Below are 21,998 nucleotides of genomic sequence, written 5' to 3' on the forward strand. Positions count from 1 at the left end.
GCGCGACGCGGTCAGAGCCAGCGCAGCGCGTTCTTCCGCCAGGCGTAGAGCAGGCCCAATGCCAGCACGGCCACGAACACGGCCATCTCCACGACCACCGCGAGCCCCGCCTTGACATAGACGACAGCCCATGGGAACAGGAAGACCGCCTCGACGGCGAACAGCACGTACAGGTACGCGTAGACGTAATAACGAATCTGCATCTGCGCCCAGCCGCCCTCGACCGGGTCGAGGCCGCACTCGTACGTGTCGAGTTTGCCCTCGGCCGCGCTGGGCCGCGAAGGGCGCAGCAGCCGGTTCGCCGTGTACGCCCCACCGATGATCAGCACACCGACGAGCAGCAGCAACGCCACCGTCGCGTACGCGTCGAGGTAACCGTTCACGACCGCAGCCTAACGTCTGGCGGTAACAGTTGGGATTCATGCAACCGGGCGGCGGGGCATCGTGTGTGACCCTGCATGACGATGTCCGTCCCGCCCCCGGCGACGCCCGCGCCGCTGTCCGCCCGCACGCCGCGACCCGCTGCCCGGCGCGCCCTCGACGCCGCCGACTTCGACGCCTTCTACCAGGCGCACTACGCCGGCACCGTGGCCGTCGCGTTCGGGCTGACCGGCGACCGGGAGCAGGCACAGGACCTCGCCCAGGAGGCGTACTGCCGCGCCTGGCAGCGCTGGGCCGAGATCTCCCGCTACGACAACCCGCCCGCATGGGTGTACCGGGTGACCGTCAACCTGGCCCGATCCCGCTGGCGCAACCTCAGGGTGGCTGCCGCGCACCTGGTGCGCCAACGCCCCACCGACGTGCCGGCGGCGGATCCGGAGCACGTGGCACTGGTGACCGCGCTGCGCGCGCTGCCGATGGACCAGCGCCAGGCGATCGTGCTGCACCACCTCGTCGACCTGCCGGTGGCCGAGGTGGCCCGGGAGATGGGCGTGCCCGCCGGGACGGTCAAGTCCTGGCTGCACCGCGGGCGCACCGAACTGGCGGCCCTGCTGGGCGAGCACTCGGGCGCCGGCGGCGAGCCGGTGCCCCCGCAGGACGTGCGGCAGCGCGGCGACCGGCGGCGACGCCGCCGTCGCGGGGCGATCGCCGCCGCGACCGCGACCGCCTGCGCGCTGGTCGCGGTGTTCGCGCTGCAGGTGATCCGGTTCGGCGGGCACCAGCCGCCACCCCCGGCGCAGACCCCGAGCCCGAGCGTGAGCGTGTCCCTGCCCAGCGCGCCGCCGCCGAGCCCGGGACCGGTGCGCCCGGTCGACGCGGGAGACCCGATCCTGGACGTCGACTGGCGCACGGCCGTGGTGACCGTCCCGGCCTCGCCCGGGTGTCCCTCCGGGCGGCTGACCTTCCGCGAGGTCGACGGGCGCACCGGGGAGCCGGTCGTCACCAGCGGCGGCGGCTGGCCGCAGTTCTACCTGAGCCCAGAACCGGCCGCCTACGGCGATCTCACCGGGGACGGCGCGGCCGAGGCGGTGCTGCACGCCTACTGCCTGTCGGGCGAGGAGGACAGCGGCGACGGCTCCTCGCGCCTGCTGGTCGTGGAGCGGGCGACGGACGGGGCGCTGCGCGCGCTCGGCCTGCCGGGCGAGCGGGGCGCGTTGTTCACCAGCGTCTGGGTGGCCGACCAGGTGCTCTACACCGAGATGCACCCGTGGCACACCGGGCCACAGGACTACCTGATGGGCATGGCGTACGGGTTCCGCTGGACCGGCAAGGCGTTCGCCGGGCAGGACGTGTCGAGCGAATACCCGCCGGTCCTGCCGACGGTGGAGGGCCGCCGCCTGGACCTGACCGGCATCGCGGACCGGCTGGACTGCGCCGGGCTGCCCGCGCCGGGCGGGCCGGTGCGGCCGGTGTTCGACGCCGAGGGCGTCGCCGCGGCCGGCGACCGCGAGTGGAGCCTGGTGCCCGGCACGCCCTCCAACGGCCCCTACCTGCCGCAGCTGCTGGGGAACCGGCGGCCGTATCTGGTGCTGCTGGTGGCGTGCGCGCCCGACGACACGCCGAATGCCACGTCCGACGTGCAGCCGGGGCACAACCTCGTCGTCTTCGACACCGCCCCGGACGGCTGGCTGGCCGTGGCCAGGGTGCCGACGCCCGCCGGGCACACCGTCAGCCACTGGCGGGTGACCGCCGAAGGCCTGTACGTCTCGTCCGGCCCGGCGTCGGGTGGCGTCGGCGCGGACCGGACGTACGCCTGGAATGGCACATCCTTCGCCGAATAGCCCCTGCGATGCCACTCTGTGGGACGGACCAGTGATATGCGCGACCCGTCTCCCAAAGTGCTGTCGTCTTTATCACGTTCCGCATGGATTCACCGGGGGGGCCGTGTCAACGCTATTCCCTACCTCCGACGTAGGCTGACCTTAATCGAGACGTAACAGCACACCACCCCAGCAGGAGGTCGCGTCCAGTGGCCGAACATCGTGAGGGCGCCGGGCAGGCCGGGCAGCTCAGCGAGCACGGGCATCCCGCCAAGGAGATCCACCAGCTCGACCGGGTGGTGATCCGCTTCGCGGGTGACTCGGGCGACGGCATGCAGCTCACCGGCGACAGGTTCACGTCGGAGACCGCCCAGCTCGGCAACGACATCTCCACGTTGCCGAACTTCCCGGCGGAGATCCGCGCGCCCGCCGGCACACTGCCCGGCGTGTCGAGCTTCCAGGTCGCCTTCGCCGACTACGACATCCTCACGCCCGGCGACGCGCCGAACGTGCTGGTGGCGATGAACCCGGCGGCGCTCAAGGCGAACATCGCCGACCTGCCCAAGGGCGGCACGATCATCGTCAACACCGACGAGTTCACCAAGCGCAACCTGGCCAAGGTCGGCTACGACAGCAACCCGCTGGAGGACGACTCGCTGGCCGGCTGGGACGTGCACAAGGTCGGGCTGACCAGCATGACCGTCGGCGCGCTGGCCGAGCACCCGGTGAGCAAGAAGGACGCCGAGCGGGCCAAGAACATGTTCGCGCTGGGCCTGCTGAGCTGGCTCTACTCGCGGCCGCACGAGTCCACGATGCACTTCCTGGAGCGCAAGTTCGCCGCCCGCCCCGAGCTGGTCGCCGCGAACAAGGCCGCCTTCAACGCGGGCTGGAACTTCGGCGAGACCACCGAGGGCTTCGCCGTGCGCTACGAGGTGCCGCCGGCGCAGATGGCCCCGGGCAACTACCGCAACATCACCGGCAACACCGCGCTCGCCCTGGGCCTGGTCGCCGCCGGCGTGAAGGCGAAGCTGCCGGTGCTGCTGGGGGCTTACCCGATCACCCCGGCGTCGGACATCCTGCACGAGCTGAGCAAGCACAAGAAGCTCGGCGTGACCACGGTGCAGGCCGAGGACGAGATCGCCGCGATCGGCGTCGCGCTGGGCGCGGCGTACGGCGGCGCGCTGGGCATCACCACGACCAGCGGCCCGGGTGTGGCGCTCAAGGGCGAGACGATATCGCTCGCGGTGGCCCTGGAGCTGCCGCTGGTGATCGTGGACGTGCAGCGGGCCGGCCCGTCCACGGGTCTGCCGACCAAGACCGAGCAGGCCGACCTGAACATGGCGCTGTTCGGCCGGCACGGCGAGGCGCCCGTCGCGGTGGTGGCCGCGCAGTCCCCGGTGGACTGCTTCCACGCCGCGATCGAGGCCTGCCGGATCGCGCTGAAGTACCGCACCCCGGTCATCCTGCTGTCGGACGGCTACGTCGCCAACGGCTCCGAGCCGTGGCTGCTGCCGGAGATCAGCGAGCTGCCCGACCTGCGCGTCGAGTACGCGAGCGGCCCGAACGGCGAGGACGGCAAGTTCTACCCGTACCTGCGCGATCCGGAGACCATGGCGCGGCCGTGGGCCGTGCCGGGCACGCCGGGGCTGGAGCACCGCATCGGCGGCCTGGAGAAGGCCGACAAGACCGGTGACATCTCCTACGACCCGGCCAACCACGACTTCATGGTGCGCACCCGGGCCGCCCGCATCGAGGCGATCGACGTGCCGGACATCGAGGTCGAGGACCCGTCCGGCGAGGCGAAGGTGCTGGTGCTGGGCTGGGGCTCGACGTACGGCCCGATCGGGGCGGCGTCGCGGGCCCTGCGCCAGCGCGGGGTGAACGTGGCGCAGGCCCACCTGCGGCACCTCAGCCCGCTGCCGAAGAACCTGGGCGAGGTGCTGGCGTCGTACGACAAGGTGGTCATCCCCGAGATGAACCTGGGCCAGCTCGCCCACGTGATCCGGGCGCGCTTCCTGATCGACGTCGTCGGCTACAACCAGGTGCGCGGGCTTCCCTTCACCTCCACCCAGCTGGAGACCATGCTCGAGGAAGTGATCAAGAATGTCTAACGCGGTGCCGGTCCAGCTGTCGGCGAAGGACTTCAAGTCCGACCAGGAGGTGCGCTGGTGCCCGGGTTGCGGTGACTACGCGATCCTGGCCGCGATGCAGACCTTCCTGCCCGAGCTGGGCATCCCTCGCGAGCGCACGGTCTTCGTGTCGGGCATCGGCTGCTCCTCGCGCTTCCCGTACTACCTGAACACGTACGGCATGCACTCGATCCACGGGCGCGCCCCGGCGATCGCCACCGGCCTGTCGGTGTCGCGCCCGGACCTGACCGTGTGGGTGGTGACCGGTGACGGTGACGCGCTGTCCATCGGCGGCAACCACCTGATCCACGCGCTGCGCCGCAACGTCAACATCAAGATCCTGCTGTTCAACAACAAGATCTACGGCCTGACCAAGGGGCAGTACTCGCCCACCAGCGAGATCGGCAAGATCACCAAGTCGACGCCGACCGGCTCCTCGGACGCGCCGTTCAACCCGATCTCGCTGGCGCTGGGCGCGGAGGCCTCGTTCGTCGCCCGCACCATCGACTCCGACCGCAAGCACCTGCAGTCGGTGCTGCGCCAGGCGGCCGAGCACCAGGGTTCGGCGTTCGTGGAGATCTACCAGAACTGCAACATCTTCAACGACGGCGCGTTCGAGGTGCTCAAGGACCCCGAGACGCGCGACGCCTACCTGATCCGGCTGGAGCACGGGCAGCCGATCACGTTCGGCAAGGACGGCTCGCACGTGGTCACGCACCCGGCGGGCAGCTTCGGCCTGGCCGTGAGCGAGGCGGGCAAGGTCGACGCGGGCGAGGTGCTCACGCACGACGCCCACGCCGAGGACCCGGCGTACGCGTTCGCGCTGTCCCGGCTGGCCGGGCCGGACCTGCGGCACACCCCGGTGGGCGTGTTCCGCTCGGTGCGGCGCCCGTCCTACGACGAGCTGGTGCGCAACCAGCTCGACGCGGCGAAGGCGAAGGCCGGCGAGCCCGAGGCCGACCTGGCCGCCCTGCTCAACTCCGGCGACACCTGGACCATCCTGTAGTCGGCTGACACACGGAAACGCCGCCCGCGACCGATCGCGGGCGGCGTTTTCGTCTGCCGTGGTTCAGGACTCCGGCTCGGTCTTGGTCTCCAGCTGGCCGCGCTCGGCGGCGAACTTGGCCTTCACGTCGGCGACCTTCTTGTCGAAGTACATGATCGAGCCCAGGCTGCCCTTGTCGGCCCAGACGCAGATCGCGACCTGGCTGCTGTCCATGGTCAGCGCGGCGCACTTGGCGATGCCGCCCAGCGGACCCGGCTCGACCGCGACCCACTGCTCGGTGATCTTCGAGCCCTCGGTCATCGACTTGGTGAACTCGTCGAGCGCCACGTCCGGCTTCGGATTGATCATCGCCATGGCGAAGACCATCGCCATGTTCTTGGACTTCACGTCGCCGTAGAAGGCCGCCACGGAGGCGGTCGCCCCGGGCATCTCCTTGGAGATCTGGGTCTTCAGCTCGTCGGCCGCCTTCACCAGGTCGGGCTCGGCGCTCTTCTCCCGCCCGCCGAGCTGCGTCGGCTCCTTCACGGTGATGCTCGCGGCCTGCTCGACCGTGTCCGCGGCCTCGCTGATGAAGTCCTTGAGGAAGAAGTACCCGCCGCCGGCCCCGCCGCCGCACAGCACCAGCAGCACCACGAGCGTGATCCACAGGCCCTTGCGGGACTTCTTGTACGGCGGGTCGGGCTCGTAGCGGCGCTTGCTGCGCGGCTCGTGGCCGGCGAAGGGGTCGTCGTCGACGCTCGCGTCGCCCAGAAAGCCGCCCTGCTGGGCGTAGCCGTCCTGGTAGCCGCCCTGCCCCGCGGGCCTGCCGTAGGCCGCGGGCTGACCGTACGGCTGCTGCTGGGGATGACCGCCCTGCTGCGGGTAACCGCCCTGACCGGCCTGTGCACCGTATCCACCCTGCTGTGGATATCCACCCTGGCCGTAGCCACCCTGCTGTGGGTAACCATCACCATGCTGTGGGTAACTGCCATCCTGGCGGCCGTACCCACCCTGCTGTGGATAACCACCCTGGGCACCCGGCCGGTCCTGCTGCGAATAGCCCCCTGCCTGCGGATATCCGCCCTGGGAGGGGTATCCGCCAGGGCCCTGCTGAGCCTGCCCGCCGCCGTAACCGCCGGATCCGGCGTACCCGCCGTCCTGTGGATAACCTCCGGTCGGTGGATAACCCGACTGCTGTGGATAACCACTGTTCTGCTGGGGATAGCCGTATTGCTGGGGATATGTGCCATTGGTGCCGGAGGTCGGGGCCGACGGCGGCTGGCCGTACCCGTCGTCCCCGCCCGAACGCCGCCACGGGTCCGTCGGGTGACCCTCCGGCTCGTCGCGACGCGAACCGTAGTCGGAGTAGGACATGTCAACTCCCCACGTGTGGCCGGCGACACGCTGTCACCGTCCGCCAGATGGTAGCGGCAGATGAGAAGTCCTCGGGAACCGTACCCATCGAGCCACTTGCGTTCTTGGCCAGAGAATGAAAGTTTTCTTCGGACTGCACATTGCTACTGGAGGAATTCTCATGCGCATGAGACTGATCGCGGCCGCGGCCGCGACAGCGCTGCTCGGCGCGCTGCTGGTGCCCGGCGGCGCGCAGGCAGACCCGCTGTCCTCCGCGTCGGCGGCCACGCCGGACGCGACGGAGTGCACGCTCAACCCCGCCCTGCCCAAGCGGCAGCTGCGGGCGATGTGGATCGCCAGCGTAGTCAACATCGATTGGCCGAGCGCCCCCGGCAAGGCCGAGGAGGAGCTCAAGGCCGAGTACCGCGGCTGGCTCGACCTCGCCCAGCGGCTCAACCACAACGCCGTCGTGGTGCAGATCCGCCCCACCGCCGACGCGTTCTGGCCCTCGCCCTACGAGCCCTGGTCGGAGTGGCTGACCGGCAAGCGCGACAATGTCGGCCCGGGCTGGGACCCGCTGGCCTTCCTGGTCGCCGAGTCGCACGCCCGCAACCTGGAGTTCCACGCCTGGTTCAACCCCTACCGCATCTCCATGCCGACCAGCGCCAGCGGTCTGGGCGCGGGCACCGACGTCAACAACCTCGCCCCCGGCCACCCGGCGCGGGTGCACCCGGACTGGGCGCTGGCCTACCCGGTCAACGCGGCCGGCAGCCGGCTCTACTACAACCCGGGCATCCCGGAGGTACGCCAGTACGTGCAGGACGCGATGATGCACGCGGTCGAGAACTACGACATCGACGGCGTGCACTTCGACGACTACTTCTACCCGTACCCGGCGGCCGGCCAGGACTTCCCCGACCAGGCCACCTTCGAGCAGTACGGGGCCGGCTTCGCGAGCAAGGCGGACTGGCGGCGCAACAACATCGATCTGCTGGTGCACGAGATGAGCCAGCGCGTCAAGGCCGCCAAGCCGTGGGTGAAGTTCGGGGTCAGCCCGTTCGGCATCTGGCGCAACAAGGCCGCCGACCCGCTGGGCTCGGAGACCAACGGCACCCAGTCCTACGACGCCAACTTCGCCGACACCCGCAAGTGGGTCAAGGAGGGCTGGCTGGACTACATCGTGCCGCAGATCTACTGGAACATCGGGCTGGCCGTGGCCGACTACGCCAAGCTCGTGCCGTGGTGGTCCGACGTGGTCGCGGGCACGAACACGCAGCTCTACATCGGCCAGGCCGATTACAAGATCGCCACGGCCGGGCAGCCGGCCGCCTGGTTCGACCCGGCCGAGATGAGCAAGCACCTCACCTTCAACCGTGACTACAACGTCGCGGGCAACGTGCACTTCAGCGCGGTGCAGGTGCGGGCCAACCGGATCGGCGCCACCGACGTGTACGCCGCCGACCACTACAGCAAGCCGGCCCTGGTGCCGGCCATGTCGCACCTGCCCAGCAAGCCGCTGCTGTTCCCGGTCGTCACCAAGGCCGACCGGAGCGACGCCGGGATCGCGCTGAAGTGGCAGCCGCTGGCCGACGGGGCGGGCCCCTTCGGCACCGCCGCGTCGTACGCGGTCTACCGCGTCAACGGCCTGCGAATCCTGCCGAGCGCCTGCGACTTCGCCGACGCGACGAACCTGGTCGCGACGACCCGGGGCACGGAGTTCACGGACACCACCGCGGTGCCCGGCCAGCGCTACACGTACTTCGTCACCTCGCTGGACCGGCTCTACAACGAGAGCCTGCCCAGCCCGGCCCGCTTCGTCCCCTGATCCGGGGGTAGCGCACGCACACCTTCGCGTGCTCGTCAGTGAAGGGCACCCGCCGAGACCCGGCGGGTGCCCTTTCCCGTATGCGTCAGAGGTGCAACGCCGGGTCCACCGCCACGGCCTTCCACAGCTCGATCCAGGGCAGCGTGTGCTTCTCCGGGTGCCCGACGAAGAACAGCGTCCCGTCCGGCTTCACCGCCTGCACCACCACCTCGCTGGACATCACCGCCACGGCCGGCCCGCTGGGCACCCCCGCACCGCCACCGGGCAGTTTGCGCCCCAGCTCGGGCATCAGCTCCGGCTCGCCTGACGGGTCCTCGGCGGGAACCGCGCCGACGTGGATGCGCACCGACGTGGTGACCTCGCCGATGGTGAGCTGCCCCAGCCAGTCGAAGTTCTCCAGGCGCAGCCGGTGCAGCCTGGAATCGGCCGGGCAGGCCGTGTCGAACGTCGCGGCGTCGTAGGGGGCGAGCCTTGCGGGCGGCGTCGCACCCGGGTCGCACACGTACATCTGCCGGCGCAGCGTCTCCAACCCGGTCACCCCGGGTGCCTCCCGGGTGATCGCCGCCTTGAGCACCGCCAGCAGCCGCTGCGCCCGCTGGTCCGGCGTCTCCGCCGACGCGGGCGCGGAAGCTGCCGTGGAGGCCGCCACCGGCAACTGCGGCCCGTGCGCTGCCGTCCCGAGCAGGCTGACCGTCGACAGGATCGCCGCCGCGGACAGGAGCAGGCCCCCTGAGGCGGCCGCGATCCGGCGGCCCCGCTGGGCGTGCCTGCCCCGGTGGACCAGGTCGTCGATGTCGATGGCGGTACGCGGGGCGGTGCCCACGTACTCGTCCAGGGTGTCTCGGTAGTCGTTCATAGCCGTCCCTCTGCATTCGCCTCGATTGCCAGGCCACGCAGGGTCTCGAGCCCCCGAGCCGACTGGCTCTTCACGGTTCCCTCGGAGATGCCGAGCAGGCTCGCGGTCTGCTCGACCGACAGGTCGCAGTAGAAGCGCAGCACCACCACGGCCCGCTGCCGTGGACCGAGCGAGCGCAGCAGCCGGCCGATGCCGCTGCGGTCCCCCGGTTCGTCCGGTGCGGCCACGACCTCGGGCAGCACCGCCTCCGGCCGCTCGCGCCGCCACGGCCGCCGCCGCTCGTCCAGCCAGGCGTTGGTCAGCATGCCGCGCACGTAGGCGTCGACGTTGTCCGCCCGGCGGACCCGCGACCAGGACCGGTAGAGCTTCAGCAGCACCGTCGACACCAGATCGTCGGCGGCGTGCCAGTCGTGGCAGAGCAGGAACGCGATGCGCCGCAGGCTCTCCAGCCGGGCCGCCACGTACTCCCGGTACTCCGGTTCGTCCTCGCGGTTCACATCGTCCCTTCCCGTCGTCTCCAGGCAGGGGACGTAAGCGCCCGGCAGCGAGGTTGCATCCCCTTGCAGCGCCTGAAAAATCAACACTTCCGAAACATGGGCGCAACGACTACATTCAGCTCCACCGATGCTCACCCCCGCATCGGGCCACCGGCTCGTTGAACCCCTGACGAACCCTATTCGCCGAGGTGAAGCCATGTCCCGCCTGCGCATGCTGCTCGCCCCCGCAGCCGCGATGATCGCCGTTCTCGCGATCTCCTCGCCGGCCGCGGCGGTCACCCCTGCCGAGAAGCTCTCCGTGATGTCCAGCTGGAGCCAGACCAGCGTCAGCAGCTACAACGCGTGGAACAGCGCGCGGCAGAACCAGGGCGCGTGGGCGGCGTACGCCTTCGACTGGAGCACCGACTACTGCTCCAGCAGCCCGGACAACCCGCTCGGCTTCGACTTCAAGCTGTCCTGCCACCGGCACGACTTCAACTACCGCAACTACAAGGCGATGGGCCAGTTCTCGGCGAACAAGGCCCGCATCGACAGCGCGTTCTACGAGGACCTCAAGCGCAAGTGCGCGACGTACAACGTCGTCGTGCGGCCCGCCTGCACCAGCCTCGCCTGGACCTACTACCAGGCCGTGAAGCAGTTCGGCAGTGTCGGCGCGGTGAGCCAGACCGACATCGCCAAGGCCCAGAAGCTCAAGGACGACGCGCTGCGCCGCGCCGCCGAGAACGACTGACGACGCCCGCTCCCGCGGTTCCTGCGCAGGCTTCCCGATCCGTCTCCGGGAAGGCTGCGCAGGACTGCGTCCGGGGTCTGTTCCTTCAGGAGCCGCTGGGCAGTTCGGCGAAGCGGCTGGAGTCCACCGCGAGATCGGGGTGCTCCACGGCCAGCGCCAGCGACGCCGTCTCCCCCAGCGACATCGCCGCGCCGCGGGCGTACGCCTCGTCGAACACCGCGTCGCCGAGCGCGGCCCGAGCGGCCTCCTGCTGCGCGGCCCAGTACGAGGCGAAGATGCCCGGCCCGCAGTGCAGCCGCACCGTCGTCGACTCGGCCGCCCCGAACAGCGTCGCCGCCGTCATCGCGTCCCCGCCCTGCACGCATCGGGCCGCCATCGCCTTGACGGCCACGCAGGCCCGCCCGTGGAAGCCGTACGCCATGCGCGAGCGCAGCGCCACGGTCAGGTGCTCGTGCGCGGCGACCAGATCGCCCCGGCGCAGCGCCACCATGCCCAGCAGCAGGTCCAGGGTGCGCCGCCCGCGCTCGGCCGGGCGCAGCTGCTCCAGCTGGCGGGACGCGGCCAGCAGGGTCGCGGCCTCGTCCAGCGCGCCGCGCAACCACAGCAGCTCGGCCAGGTTGCACACCGCGAACAGCGCGTCCGGCGCGACGTCGTACCGGGTCGCCCAGGCGAGCACTTCACGGCACGCCTGCTCGGCGTCGTCGGGCTTGCCCGCGTCGCGCAGCGCGCCCGACCGCCCGGCCAGCACCCGCGCCAGCAGGCCCGGATCCCCGGCCCGGCGGCCGGCGGCCTCGGCCCGGCGGCTGAACCGCAGTTCCTCGACGAACTCGCCGTCGACGGCGGCGTGACCCGAGTGTGCGTGGTAGGCGCGGGCCAGCTCCGCGTCGGGCACTCGCTCGCCGGTCTCGGACAGGCGGGCGTACAGCCGGAACAGCCACAGCCGGCCTTCCCGGGCCAGCCCTCGCTCCCGCCACCACTGGTCGAGCCCGCAGGAGATCTGCAGCCCGGAGCGGGCGCTGCCGCCCGTGCCGCACCAGCGCAGCGCGGCGCGCAGTTCGGCGATGAGCGGGTCGATCGAGTACAGCGACAGGGTCACCGGCTGCTCGTCCGGCCCGCGCCCGACCGCCTGCAACGCGCGCAACGCCCAGGCGACGTGCCGGTCCCGGGCCGCGGCCTCCTCGCCGTGCGCGGCCAGCCGCCGGGCGGCATACCCCCGGATCGGGTCGAGCATGCGGTAGGTCGTGCCGTGCGCGCCCGGCTCGGCCTGCACCAGCGACTTGTCCACCAGCACGGTGAGCGGGCCGAGCGGGTCGCCGTCCATCAGCGACTCCACTCCGGCCAGGCCGACCGGCCCGGCGAAGACCGACAGCCAGCGCAGCAGCCGCGCCGCGTCGTCCGGCAGGGTGCGGTAGGACCAGGTCACCGTGGCCTGCATGGTGGCGTGCCGGGCGTGCGCGCCCGAGTGCGGCGGGCCGGCGTCCAGAGCCTGCAGCGGGTCGCTCTCCTCCGCGGTCAGCTCGGCGTGCAGCCGGGCCGCCAGCTCACCGCCGGACAGCACCCGCAGCCGGGCCGCGGCCAGTTCGATGGCCAGCGGCAGCCCGTCCAGGCGGGCCGCCACCCGGGCCAGGTCAGCCAGTTCGGCCGGCTCGACCGCGCGCCCGCCCCGGGCCGCCGCGGTGCGCTCGGCCAGCAGCGTGACGGCGTCGCTGACGCCACCACCCGCGGCGGGCGCCAGCGACAGCGGCGGGATGCGCCAGACCAGCTCACCCGCGATGCCCAGCGGCTCCCGGCTGGTGGCCAGCACGGTCACCTCGCGCGCGCCGGCCAGCAGCTGCGCCACCAGCGGCGCGACGACGCCCACGTGCGCTTCGCAGGTGTCCAGCAGCAGCATCAGGCGGCGGGTCGAGGCATGCTCCACCAGCGTCTCGACGACCGGGCGGCCCGGCTCCGGGCGCAGCCCCAGCACTGTGGCGACGGTGAAGGCAAGCAGGCCCGGATCGGTGACACCGGCGACGTCGACGCTCCAGATGCCGTCCGGATAGGACTCGATGAGGTCGTGCGCGACGGCCACGGCCAGCCGCGACTTGCCCGCCCCGCCCGCGCCGACCACGGTCACCAGCCGGTGCGCCGACAGCAGTTCGGCCAGTTCGACGCGCTCCGGATGCCGTCCCACGAAGGAGGTCAGCGGGCTGGGCAGGTTGTGCGGCGCGGTGCGCTCGGTGCGCGGGCGGGGGAAGTGCTGCTCCAGCTCGGGTGCGACGAGCTGGAACAGGCGCTCGCGGCCGTCGAAGCCGCGCAGCCGGTGCAGTCCCAGGTCCAGCAGCCAGGCCTCGTCGGGCAGGCGGGACGCGGCCTGCGCGGTCGACGCCGACAGCAGGATCTGCCCGCCGTGCGCCGCCGCGGCGACCCGGGCCGCACGGTGCACCTCGGGGCTGGCGTACTCACCGCCGTGCGGCTGCGCGATTCCGGTGTGGAGCCCCATCCGCACCTTGGGCTGCGCCTGCGGATCGGACCACGTGTGGGCTTCGAGCGCGCGCTGCGCGCAAGCGCACGCCTCCACCGCGGTCGAGGCGTCGGCGAAGGCGAAGAAGTAGGAGTCGCCCTCGGTGAACAGTTCCACACCACCGGCCGCCGCGAGCACGGCACGCAGCACCCGCCGGTGCTCGTGGAGCACCGGCCGGTAGCCGTCACCGAGCATCTGGGCCAGTCGGGTCGAGCCCTCGATGTCGGTGAACAAGAACGTCACCTGCCCACGAGGCAGATGTGTACGCTGCTGCACGCGCGGATAACCTCCGCCCCCCTGGAAGTCGCGGTTCATGCTGCCGTACCCCCACCTGCACAGGACATCGTGAGAACGGGTTGATCGAGCCGTCCGAGGGTGTCGCCGTCCGCGAACGGTGAAGCCGATCAGTGCCGTGTCGAGCTTGCAACCGTCGTAACGACGACACCGCAGGGCGGATGTGGGCCATGAGGTCACAACCGGATCACCCGAGCCGTCGCCGACGGACACGGCGTGCGCACGACAATGCGGCGCGCGCGAGGCATACTCGACCCGTGCGGGACGGGGAGGACACCACGGAAGCGGCGGCGCGGGCTCGGAAGCCGGCCGCCGAGGACGCTGTCGGCGCGACGGTGCCGCAGGACGCGGAAACCGTTGCCGCGACGGCGGCCGAGGCCGACGGCAATGCTGTGACCAGGCCGAACACTGTGACCACAGCGGACGCCGCGACCACGGCGGACGCTGCGGCCACGCCGGCGGCCGAGGCCGCGCCGGGGACCGAGACGGTGCCCGCGATCTCGGTCGGGGCCGCGATGGTGCGGCTGCGTTCGGCGGCGATGGACGCGGGCCGCGTGGTCTGGCGGCAGTCGCGCCGCCCGGTCGGCCGGCTCACCACCACGGGCGTCACCCTCGCGTTGCTGGTCGCCGCAGCCGGCGCGTCCGGCGCGCTGCTGATCCCTTCCCTGGTCGGAGCCAAGGCCGCGCCCGCGCCGTCGCCGTCGGTGTCGAGCGAGGCACCCGCGAGCGCGACGCCGAGCCCCAGCTTCGAACCGCTCCCCACGGCCACCGCCGCACCGAGCCCCGTGGCCCGGCCGGCCGCCGCGTTCCGCCGCTGGGCCGAGGCCACCTCCGCCAAGGTGAACGTCCCGGTGACGGCCCTGGAGGCGTATGCCTACGCCGAATGGGTGGTGACGTCGACCCGCCCGTCGTGCAAGCTGCGGTGGACCACCCTCGCCGCGATCGGCAAGATCGAGTCTGATCACGGCCGCACCAAGGGCGCGAAGCTCGGCGACGACGCGAAGGCGCTGCCGCCGATCGTCGGGCCCGCCCTGGACGGCACCAAGAACACCAAGAAGATCAACGACACCGACGCCGGCCGGCTCGACCTCGACAAGAAGTGGGACCACGCGGTCGGCCCCATGCAGTTCATCCCGACCACCTGGACGACCTACGGGGTGGACGCCGACAACGACCAGCTCGTCGACCCGCACGACCTCGACGACGCGGCCCTGTCCGCGGCCTACTACCTCTGCGCGCCGAACAAGGACCTGACCGTCGTGGCCAACTGGAAGTCGGTGGTCCTGTCGTACAACAACGTCGGGGTGTACCTGCAGAAGGTGTACGACACCGCACAGGCGTACGGTCGTAGCAGTCAGACCTGATCCGCCGGACGTCTCGCCCAGTTCAGCGAAACGGCCCATAACACTACCGTCCGCCACTGCCTGCGTCGTTGAACGCCACTCAGAGTAATGGTTTGCATACGATGACAGGTGGGACCCTTCCGTTTCGGGGGCGCAGTGTGCAAGCTGGACAAGTGAAGGTGCGCGAATGGGATCCCCGTACCGCCGCCGCCACTGAGATCACCTCTCTGGTCGCTCTCCTCAACGAGGTTTCCGCGGTCGACCTACCTGATGATCCCCTGTGGCAAGACGGCCGGATGCGCGACTACCTGGCGGTCACCATGCCCGGTGAACGCAAGATGATGTGGCTGGTCGAGGAGAACGAGGGCGACGCCGCGCGCGGTGTGGCCCCGCTGGGCGCCGGGAGCATCATCCTGCTGGGCGACATCGGCGTCGTCGAGATCCTGGTCCATCCCAAGGCGCGCCGGCAGGCCATCGGCCGCGCGCTGCTGACCGAGCAGGTGCGGGTCGCCCTGCGCAAGGGCTTCACCACGCTCGGCGTCGAGGTGGCCGGCGCCACGTCCGCCGTCGACTTCTACCAGGCGCACGGCTTCACCCTGGCGTTCACGGAGATCCGCAGCGTGCTGCGGCTCGACACGGTCGACTGGTTCGCCCTCGGCGACATGGCCGCGGGCGTCGGCGCCGGCTACCAGATCGAGTTCTACGCCGACGGGCCGCCCGAGCACCTGATCGCGCCGTACGCGGCCGCCAAGGCCGAGGTGCGTGACGACTACGACCTCGGCGACCTGGAGCTGCGCCCGAGCTCCTACGAGCCGGAGCGGCTGCTGGCCAGCCTGCACACCCTGGCCGCCCGCGGTCTGCAGCTCTACATCGTGGTCGCCGTCCAGGAGAAGACGGGCGAGGTCGCCGGCCTGACCGAGGTCGTGGTGCCCGCCCAGCGCCCCGGCCGCGCCGACCAGTACGACACCGTCGTCGTGCCGCGCCACCGCGGCTACGGCGTGGGCCGCGCCATCAAGGCCCGGATGCTGTTCGAGCTGCGCTCGGCCGAGCCGAACCTGACCGAGGTGCAGACCTGGAACGCGGCGGTCAACGAACCCCTCATCAAGGTCAACCAGGAGCTCGGCTTCGTCGCCGACCGCCAGTGGCTGGAGTACGAGGGCGACGTCGTGGAACTGGCCGCCAACCTCCGCATAAGCTGATCCGATGCCACGCTACGACTTCCGCTGCCGCGCCTGCGGCGACACGTTCGAGGTGAACCGGCCGATGGCGGCCGCGGGTGACCCCGCGCCCTGCCCGGCCGGCCACGACGACACCGTGAAGCTGCTGACCACCGTCGGCCTGTCCGGTCGCGGCGACGCCATCCCCGCCCCGTCCGGCGGTGGCGGCGGCTGCTGCGGTGGCGGCTGCTGCAGCTGACCCGTCCCGCGCCGTCGACCTCGTCGCCGCAGGGCATGATCGCCGTTTGCGCGTAGGCCGTGAGGTCGAGCTGCACGTCGTGCCCCGAAACCGGCGATTTCTGCTCTTTTCGCCGCTCCATCCTTCCAGGTCAGGCATACGCCCCGAACGCATTTGCTCTGCACCCATTTGCTTGCTCTGCACCCACATACGCAACGGGGTGATGGACTTCCGGCTGTTGCGCCGATGGGTGCAGAGCAAGGCTTTGGGTGCAGAGCAAATGCGTTCGGCGGGTACACCTGAGCTGGGCGGAAGAGAAGGCACCTAGCCGCCGGTTATCCACAGGGGCGGTGCTTGTCCACAGGTTCCGGGATCGGCGGTTGCAAGTCGAGGGCTCGGCGGTGAGGCTGGCGGCTATGCCGCGTCCTCGCAAGGAGAGCCTGTCCGGTACGCCGTTCCCGGTCGTGGGGCTGATCCGGGCCGCCCGCCGCCGCGCCGATCTGAGCCAGCGCGAACTGGCCAAGGGTGCAGGGTTGCACGCCTCGACGGTCGGGCGGATCGAGGCCGGCGAGCTGTGGCCGAGCCTCGTCGCCTTCGCCAAGATCATGGGGGCGACGGCGCACTACCTGACTGTGGTCGACGACGACGGGCACGTGCTGATGCCGATGAGCGACCGGCGGGACCAGGAGCTGCGCGACGGCGCGGAGCGCCGCTACCCGTCGCACCTGGACCTGGTCCTCGATCCGCGGCCGGGCGAGTGGTGGGCCGATCAGTACGGGCTGGCCCGGCCGCCGGAGACGTTCCTGCGCGACCGGGCGCGGCGCGACGCGCAGCGGCGGCGCAGCCAGTGGGAGGTCCGGGTGAAGAAGTACCGCAACGACCCGGAGCCGCCCGAGGTCCTCTACTAGAAGTCGGCGCGCAGGCGGCGGGCGGCGTCGGTGGCCCAGTAGGTCAGGATCAGCTGGGCGCCGGCGCGGCGGATGGAGTGCAGGGTCTCCATCATGACCCGGTCGCGGTCGATCCAGCCGTTGGCGGCGGCCGCCTCGACCATCGCGTACTCGCCGCTGACCTGGTAGGCGGCCACGGGTACGTCGACCATGTCGCGCACCGCAGCGACCACGTCGAGGTACGGCAGCGCGGGCTTGACCATGACGATGTCGGCGCCCTCGGCGACGTCCAGCGCGACCTCGCGCAGCGACTCCCGCAGGTTCGCCGGGTCCTGCTGGTAGGTGCGCCGGTCGCCCTCCAGCGACGACTCGACCGCGTCGCGGAACGGGCCGTAGAAGGCGGAGGCGTACTTGGCCGCGTACGCGAGGATCGTGGTGTCGCGGTAGCCGGCCTCGTCGAGGGCCCGGCGGACCACGGCGACCTGGCCGTCCATCATCCCGGAGGGGCCGACCACGTGCACGCCGGCGGCGGCCTGGGCCACCGCCATGCGGGCGTACGCCGCCAGGGTCGCGTCGTTGTCCACCGAGCCGTCGGGGCGCACCAGGCCGCAGTGGCCGTGCGAGGTGAACTCGTCCAGGCACAGGTCGCTCATGACCACGACGCTGTCGCCGACCTCGGCGACCACGTCGCGGATCGCGACGTTGAGGATGCCGTTCGGGTCGATGCCGCCGGAGCCGACGGCGTCCTTCTCGGCCGGGATGCCGAACAGCATGACCCCGCCGATGCCGGCCTGCGCCGCCTCGGCGACGGCCTTGCGCAGCGATTCGCGCGAGTGCTGGAGCACGCCGGGCAGCGACTTCACGGGGCGGGGCTCGGCGAGGCCCTCCTTCACGAACAGCGGCAGGATCAGCTCGGCCGGGTGCAGCCGGGTCTCGCTGACCATCCGCCGCATCGCCGCGGTGGTGCGCAGCCGTCGCGGCCGCACGTTCGGGAAGGACATCACGCACTCCCTGTCTTTCCTGTGATCGAGGTGTCCCCGACGCTGCTATAACGACGTCGAGGACACTTCGATCACGTGGTGCCGTGGCTCAGCGGAAGCGCAGGGCGGTGGGGCCCTGCACCTTCGAGCCGCGGCGCTGCTTGGCCGGCATCGCGGCGAGCCGCTCGCGCAGCTCGACGGCGTACATCGCGAGCGCCTCGACCAGGTCGGGGACGGACGCGTGCTCGGGCTGCACGTCGACGCGCAGACCGAACTCCAGTGCGGTCTCGGCCGTCTTCGGGCCGATCACCGAAACCACCGTACGCTGGTGCGGTTTGCCGGCGATACCGACGAGATTGCGGACTGTGGAGCTTGACGTGAAGAGGACCGCGTCGAAACCACCCGACTTGATGGCGTTGCGGATCTCCTCCGGCGGCGGCGCGGCGCGCACGGTCCGGTAGGCGGTGACGTCGTCGACCTCCCAGCCGCGCTCGGTGAGCCCGGCGGCGAGCGTCTCGGTCGCGATGTCGGCGCGGGGCAGCAGCACCCGGCCCACCGGGTCGAAGATCTCGTCGTACGGCGCGAACTCGGCGAGCAGGCCCTCGCTGGACTGGTCGCCCGCGGGCACCAGCTCGGGCTGGATGCCGAAGGAGCGGACCGCCTCGGCGGTCGCCTCGCCGATGCAGGCGATCTTGACTCCGCCGAAGTGCCGGGCGTCGAGGCCGTGCTCGCCGAACTTCTCCCACACCGCGCGCACCGCGTTGGCGCTGGTGAAGATGACCCACGCGTACCGGCCGTCGACCAGGCCCTTGATCGCCCGCTCCATCTGGGCCGGGGTCCGGGGCGGCTCGACCGCGATCGTCGGCACCTCGCACGGGATCGCCCCGTACGCCCGCAGCCGCGCGCTCATCACGCCCGCCTGCTCCTTGGTGCGCGGCACCAGCACGCGCCAGCCGTACAGCGGCCGCCGCTCCCACCAGCCGAGCTTGTCCAGGTGCTGGACGCCGCCGCCGACGGTCACCACGACCCGGCCGGAGAAGCCCAGCGCCGCGGCGACGAAACTGTCCACCGACGAGGTGGTCGTGTACTGCGTGTCGCCCGTGCCGTCACCGGTGATCGCCACCGGCGCGGTGCCGTCGACGCCCGCGGCCAGCAGGCCGTCGCGCACCGAGGCGAGGTCGCCGGCGTCGACGGCCAGCGCGACCGAGCCGTGCCGCACCGCGGCGGCCAGCCCGTCGAAGTCGAGCGTGGTGACGTCGTCGACGTCGGCGGCGGTGCGTACGCCGGTCAGCGGCACGCCCGCGTAGGTCGCCACACCGGCGGCCTGGGGCACGCCGGGCACGACGGCGAAGCGCACGTTGGTCCGGGCGACCGCCTGGACCTCCTTGACCACGGCGTCGTGGCCGAACGGGTCACCGGTCACCAGGTGCACCGCGTTGCGGCCCGAACGCGCCTCGGACAGCAGCACCTTGGCCACGTCCCCGGGCACGCCCTCGGCAGGGCTGTATTCGGTCAGGTCGCCGGTCTCGGCCTTGAGCGTGTCGAGCAGCGCGTCGGGCACGCTGCGGTCGTACACGATGTGGTCGGCTTCGAGCAGCGTGTCGTACGCGCGGCGGGTGAGCAGTCCCGGGTCGCCGGGTCCAGCCCCGACGAACGCGACGTGCCCGGCGGGCTTACGGGTGCGGGTCATTCTGCACTCCCAAGTACATTCTCGGCACCGTCTTCGAGCAGGTCGGCGGCCAGGGCCCGCCCGATCTGCTCGGCCTCGGCGAGCGTTCCGGTGCGCGACAGCCGGAGGGCGAACCGCCCGTCCACGCTGATCACCGCACCGCGCAGGTAGATCTCGTCGTCTTCGGTTGTCTCGGCCAGCGCGGCGACGGGTGCGCTGCACCCTGCCTCCAGCGCGGCCAGCAGCGCCCGCTCGGCGGTGACCGCCGCACGGGTCGCCCGGTGGTCGAGAGCCGCGAGGGCCTCGACCAGGTCGGCATCTGCGGACCGGCACTCGACGGCCAGCGCGCCCTGGGCGGGCGCGGGCAGCATCAGCATCGGGTCCAGGATCTCGGTGACCTCACCGGCGCGGCCCAGCCGGGCCAGGCCGGCGCGGGCCAGCACGACCGCGTCCAGCTCGCCGTCGGCGACCTTGCGCAGCCGGGTGTCCACGTTGCCGCGGATCGGCACGGTGGTGACGGGCAGGCCCAGCGCGTTGATCTGCGCGATGCGGCGCAGCGCGCCGGTGCCGATCACGGCGCCGGCGGGCAGCTCGGCCAGGGTCAGCCCGTCCCGGGCGATCAGGGCGTCGCGCGGGTCGGCCCGCTCGGGCACGGCCGCGATGGACAGGCCGTCGGCGGGCGCGGTGGGCAGGTCCTTGTACGAGTGCACCGCGAAGTCGATCTCCTTCGCGGTCAGCGCGTCACGCAGCGCGGACACGAACACGCCCACGCCGAGCTGCTGCACGGGCGCGGACGAGCGGTCGCCCGCCGTCGCGATCTCCACCAGCTCGACCGGCAGCCCGGTCGCCGCGGTCACCAGATCCGCGACGGTCTGCGACTGCGCCATCGCCAGGGCGCTGCCCCGCGTACCCAGCCGGAGCACTCCGGTACGGCTCATCAGGCACCCCCCTTCAAATCTGGCACGTCGGCCACCGTCGTGTGGTCCGGCGATCCGGGGATCACCGACAGGTCGAACAGGTCGCGCAGCAGGCTGGCGTACGCCTCCCCGCCGGGCTCGGCGGCCAGCTGGCGCACCCGCACGGTGGGCTGGTGCAGCAGCCGCTGCACGATCCGGTGCACGGTGTGCGCCACGTCGGCGCGCTGCTCGTCGGTCAGGTCGCTGCGGCGCTGGGCGAAACGGCGCAGCTCGGCGCTGACCACGTCCTCAGCCCTGGCCCGCAGCGCGGCGACCGTCGGCGCCACCTCGGCGCCGCGCAGCCAGCTCGCGTACGAGTCGACCTCGCCGGCGACGATCTGCTCCACGGCCGCGACCTCGCGGTCGGCGGACGAGCGGGGGCAGACCGGCGCGCCGGACGTGGCCGGGTCGAGCACGGTGCCCAGGCGTGCGACGTCGACGAGCCGCACCCCGGGAAGATCGGCGACGGCCGGCTCGACATCGCGCGGCATCGCCAGATCGATGATAGTCAGGATCTTGGCGGACCCGGCGCGCGCCGCACCGACGTTGCCCGTGGTGAGTACGTGGCCGGTCGAGGCGGTCGCGGTGATCACGACGTCGGCGTCGACCAGCAGCTCGGGCAGGCGCTGCATCGGGGCGGCGGTGGCGCCGTACGCGTCGGCGAGCCGCTGCGCGCGGTCCAGGCCGCGGTTGACCACGGTGACCGTGCCCGCGCCGCGGCGGGTCAGCTCGGCGACGGCCAGCGCGCCCATCGCCCCGGCCCCCACCACGAGCCAGCGGTGGCAGTCCGCGGAGTTCGCGACGGCGTGGTCCAGCGCGGCGCTGACCATGCTGCGCGGCGCGTGGTCGATGCCGGTCTCGGCGTGCGCCCGCTTGCCGACCCGCAGCGCCTGCTGCAGCAGCTCGTGCAGCACCTTGCCGGCCGCGTCGGCCTCGGTGGCGTGCTGGTATGCCTCGCGGAGCTGGCCGAGGATCTGCGCCTCGCCGGCCACCATCGAGTCGAGCCCGGCGGCGACCCGGAAGACGTGGCGCACCGCGTCCTGGCCATGGTGCACGTACAGGGTGCTCGCGAGCTGCTCGGCGGGCACGCCGGACAGCTCGGACAGCACCTCGCCGAGGTGGCTCAGACCGGCGTGGAACGCGGGCACGGCGGCGTAGACCTCGACCCGGTTGCAGGTGGAGACCACGACCGCCTCGGCCAGCTCACCGCCGGCCAGCAGCCGAGGCAGCGCCTGCGGGCCTTCGACCAGCGACAGCTTCTCCAGCAGTTCCACCGGCGCCGTCCGGTACGACGCGCCGACCACGACGAGGTTCACGCGGCCACCTCTCCTCGTGCGGCCGGGCTGCCGTTCACGACCCCGCCCGCCTCGGCAATGACGCGGGCCATCCGCCCCC

18 protein-coding genes are annotated in these 21,998 nt (G+C 71.9%); 9 read left to right on the forward strand and 9 right to left on the reverse strand.

Going from position 1 to position 21,998, the window contains the following annotated elements; translation table 11 throughout:
• Window positions 1-11: 11 nt before the first annotated feature.
• The gene (locus tag ACFQO7_RS09510; RefSeq protein ID WP_203691242.1) at window positions 12-383 is read right to left on the reverse strand and encodes an NADH-quinone oxidoreductase subunit A; all 372 of its coding nucleotides are present in this window, start codon (window positions 381-383) and stop codon (window positions 12-14) included.
• Window positions 384-464: 81 nt separating this feature from the next.
• On the opposite strand from ACFQO7_RS09510, the gene ACFQO7_RS09515 reads away from it, so the two are divergent.
• The 3 genes from ACFQO7_RS09515 to ACFQO7_RS09525 all read left to right on the forward strand — a co-directional run bounded on the left by ACFQO7_RS09515 (window position 465) and on the right by ACFQO7_RS09525 (window position 5,336).
• On the forward strand, window positions 465-2,222 hold the full coding sequence (locus tag ACFQO7_RS09515; protein WP_376806026.1) for a SigE family RNA polymerase sigma factor: 1,758 nt from the start codon (window positions 465-467) through the stop codon (window positions 2,220-2,222).
• A gap of 257 nt (window positions 2,223-2,479) precedes the next feature.
• Window positions 2,480-4,312, forward strand: coding sequence for a 2-oxoacid:acceptor oxidoreductase subunit alpha (locus ACFQO7_RS09520; protein WP_203691330.1), 1,833 nt, complete (start codon window positions 2,480-2,482; stop codon window positions 4,310-4,312).
• The gene (locus tag ACFQO7_RS09525; RefSeq protein WP_376806027.1) at window positions 4,305-5,336 is read left to right on the forward strand and encodes a 2-oxoacid:ferredoxin oxidoreductase subunit beta; all 1,032 of its coding nucleotides are present in this window, start codon (window positions 4,305-4,307) and stop codon (window positions 5,334-5,336) included. The genes ACFQO7_RS09520 and ACFQO7_RS09525 overlap by 8 nt, the downstream gene beginning before the upstream one ends.
• 63 nt (window positions 5,337-5,399) lie before the next feature.
• On the opposite strand, the gene ACFQO7_RS09530 is transcribed toward ACFQO7_RS09525, so the two are convergent.
• Entirely contained in the window at window positions 5,400-6,689 is a 1,290-nt protein-coding gene (locus tag ACFQO7_RS09530; protein WP_376806028.1) for a hypothetical protein, read from the reverse strand.
• A gap of 160 nt (window positions 6,690-6,849) precedes the next feature.
• Here ACFQO7_RS09530 and ACFQO7_RS09535 point away from each other — a divergent pair, with 160 nt between their 5' ends.
• Window positions 6,850-8,493: a glycoside hydrolase family 10-like protein gene (locus tag ACFQO7_RS09535; RefSeq protein WP_376806029.1), complete on the forward strand. Its 1,644-nt coding sequence runs from the start codon at window positions 6,850-6,852 to the stop codon at window positions 8,491-8,493.
• Between the two features lie 85 nt (window positions 8,494-8,578).
• Here the strand turns inward: ACFQO7_RS09535 and ACFQO7_RS09540 are convergent, their stop codons facing one another.
• The gene (locus ACFQO7_RS09540) at window positions 8,579-9,349 is read right to left on the reverse strand and encodes a hypothetical protein (RefSeq protein ID WP_376806030.1); all 771 of its coding nucleotides are present in this window, start codon (window positions 9,347-9,349) and stop codon (window positions 8,579-8,581) included.
• Complete coding sequence (locus ACFQO7_RS09545) at window positions 9,346-9,846, reverse strand: SigE family RNA polymerase sigma factor (RefSeq protein WP_376806031.1); 501 nt, start codon at window positions 9,844-9,846, stop codon at window positions 9,346-9,348. The genes ACFQO7_RS09540 and ACFQO7_RS09545 overlap by 4 nt, the downstream gene beginning before the upstream one ends.
• 196 nt (window positions 9,847-10,042) lie before the next feature.
• Here ACFQO7_RS09545 and ACFQO7_RS09550 point away from each other — a divergent pair, with 196 nt between their 5' ends.
• Complete coding sequence (locus ACFQO7_RS09550) at window positions 10,043-10,576, forward strand: phospholipase (protein WP_360531336.1); 534 nt, start codon at window positions 10,043-10,045, stop codon at window positions 10,574-10,576.
• An 85-nt stretch (window positions 10,577-10,661) separates the two neighbouring features.
• Here ACFQO7_RS09550 and ACFQO7_RS09555 read toward each other — a convergent pair whose 3' ends face one another.
• Window positions 10,662-13,355: an ATP-binding protein gene (locus ACFQO7_RS09555; RefSeq protein WP_376806032.1), complete on the reverse strand. Its 2,694-nt coding sequence runs from the start codon at window positions 13,353-13,355 to the stop codon at window positions 10,662-10,664.
• A 275-nt stretch (window positions 13,356-13,630) separates the two neighbouring features.
• Here ACFQO7_RS09555 and ACFQO7_RS09560 point away from each other — a divergent pair, with 275 nt between their 5' ends.
• The 4 genes from ACFQO7_RS09560 (at window position 13,631) to ACFQO7_RS09575 (ending at window position 17,019) form a co-directional block, all read left to right on the forward strand.
• A complete protein-coding gene (locus tag ACFQO7_RS09560) occupies window positions 13,631-14,737 on the forward strand; it encodes a lytic transglycosylase domain-containing protein (protein WP_376806033.1) in 1,107 nt (368 codons plus the stop codon).
• Window positions 14,738-14,838: 101 nt separating this feature from the next.
• Window positions 14,839-15,915, forward strand: coding sequence for a GNAT family N-acetyltransferase (locus ACFQO7_RS09565; RefSeq protein ID WP_376806034.1), 1,077 nt, complete (start codon window positions 14,839-14,841; stop codon window positions 15,913-15,915).
• Window positions 15,916-15,919: 4 nt separating this feature from the next.
• Window positions 15,920-16,132 carry an FmdB family zinc ribbon protein gene (locus ACFQO7_RS09570; protein WP_376806035.1) on the forward strand — a complete coding sequence of 71 codons (213 nt, stop codon included), beginning with the start codon at window positions 15,920-15,922 and terminating at the stop codon, window positions 16,130-16,132.
• A gap of 395 nt (window positions 16,133-16,527) precedes the next feature.
• On the forward strand, window positions 16,528-17,019 hold the full coding sequence (locus ACFQO7_RS09575) for a helix-turn-helix domain-containing protein (RefSeq protein ID WP_376806036.1): 492 nt from the start codon (window positions 16,528-16,530) through the stop codon (window positions 17,017-17,019).
• On the opposite strand, the gene hemB is transcribed toward ACFQO7_RS09575, so the two are convergent.
• From hemB to ACFQO7_RS09595, 4 genes are all read right to left on the reverse strand, one after another.
• The gene (gene hemB, locus ACFQO7_RS09580; RefSeq protein ID WP_376806037.1) at window positions 17,016-17,999 is read right to left on the reverse strand and encodes a porphobilinogen synthase; all 984 of its coding nucleotides are present in this window, start codon (window positions 17,997-17,999) and stop codon (window positions 17,016-17,018) included. The two genes, ACFQO7_RS09575 and hemB, sit on opposite strands and share 4 nt — an antisense overlap.
• 88 nt (window positions 18,000-18,087) lie before the next feature.
• Window positions 18,088-19,668, reverse strand: a complete 1,581-nt coding sequence (locus tag ACFQO7_RS09585) for a bifunctional uroporphyrinogen-III C-methyltransferase/uroporphyrinogen-III synthase (RefSeq protein ID WP_203691274.1) — start codon at window positions 19,666-19,668, stop codon at window positions 18,088-18,090.
• Complete coding sequence (hemC, locus tag ACFQO7_RS09590; RefSeq protein ID WP_360531315.1) at window positions 19,665-20,585, reverse strand: hydroxymethylbilane synthase; 921 nt, start codon at window positions 20,583-20,585, stop codon at window positions 19,665-19,667. Before hemC ends, ACFQO7_RS09585 begins: the two co-directional genes overlap by 4 nt.
• The gene (locus ACFQO7_RS09595; RefSeq protein ID WP_376806038.1) at window positions 20,585-21,919 is read right to left on the reverse strand and encodes a glutamyl-tRNA reductase; all 1,335 of its coding nucleotides are present in this window, start codon (window positions 21,917-21,919) and stop codon (window positions 20,585-20,587) included. Before ACFQO7_RS09595 ends, hemC begins: the two co-directional genes overlap by 1 nt.
• Between the last annotated feature and the right edge of the window lie 79 nt (window positions 21,920-21,998).

Origin of the sequence: Catellatospora aurea, from assembly GCF_042663325.1 — a bacterium.
GTDB lineage: Bacteria > Actinomycetota > Actinomycetes > Mycobacteriales > Micromonosporaceae > Catellatospora > Catellatospora aurea.

What these genes read in the sequence shown, in the direction of transcription:
- ACFQO7_RS09515 (WP_376806026.1), top strand. Translation starts at nt 465, where the DNA reads ATGTCCGTCCCGCCCCCGGCGACGCCCGCGCCGCTGTCCGCCCGCACG.
- ACFQO7_RS09525 (WP_376806027.1), top strand. Translation starts at nt 4,305, where the DNA reads ATGTCTAACGCGGTGCCGGTCCAGCTGTCGGCGAAGGACTTCAAGTCC.
- ACFQO7_RS09530 (WP_376806028.1), bottom strand. Translation starts at nt 6,689, where the DNA reads ATGTCCTACTCCGACTACGGTTCGCGTCGCGACGAGCCGGAGGGTCAC.
- ACFQO7_RS09535 (WP_376806029.1), top strand. Translation starts at nt 6,850, where the DNA reads ATGCGCATGAGACTGATCGCGGCCGCGGCCGCGACAGCGCTGCTCGGC.
- ACFQO7_RS09540 (WP_376806030.1), bottom strand. Translation starts at nt 9,349, where the DNA reads ATGAACGACTACCGAGACACCCTGGACGAGTACGTGGGCACCGCCCCG.
- ACFQO7_RS09550 (WP_360531336.1), top strand. Translation starts at nt 10,043, where the DNA reads ATGTCCCGCCTGCGCATGCTGCTCGCCCCCGCAGCCGCGATGATCGCC.
- ACFQO7_RS09565 (WP_376806034.1), top strand. Translation starts at nt 14,839, where the DNA reads ATGACAGGTGGGACCCTTCCGTTTCGGGGGCGCAGTGTGCAAGCTGGA.
- ACFQO7_RS09570 (WP_376806035.1), top strand. Translation starts at nt 15,920, where the DNA reads ATGCCACGCTACGACTTCCGCTGCCGCGCCTGCGGCGACACGTTCGAG.
- ACFQO7_RS09575 (WP_376806036.1), top strand. Translation starts at nt 16,528, where the DNA reads ATGCCGCGTCCTCGCAAGGAGAGCCTGTCCGGTACGCCGTTCCCGGTC.
- hemB (WP_376806037.1), bottom strand. Translation starts at nt 17,999, where the DNA reads ATGTCCTTCCCGAACGTGCGGCCGCGACGGCTGCGCACCACCGCGGCG.
- ACFQO7_RS09585 (WP_203691274.1), bottom strand. Translation starts at nt 19,668, where the DNA reads ATGACCCGCACCCGTAAGCCCGCCGGGCACGTCGCGTTCGTCGGGGCT.
- hemC (WP_360531315.1), bottom strand. Translation starts at nt 20,585, where the DNA reads ATGAGCCGTACCGGAGTGCTCCGGCTGGGTACGCGGGGCAGCGCCCTG.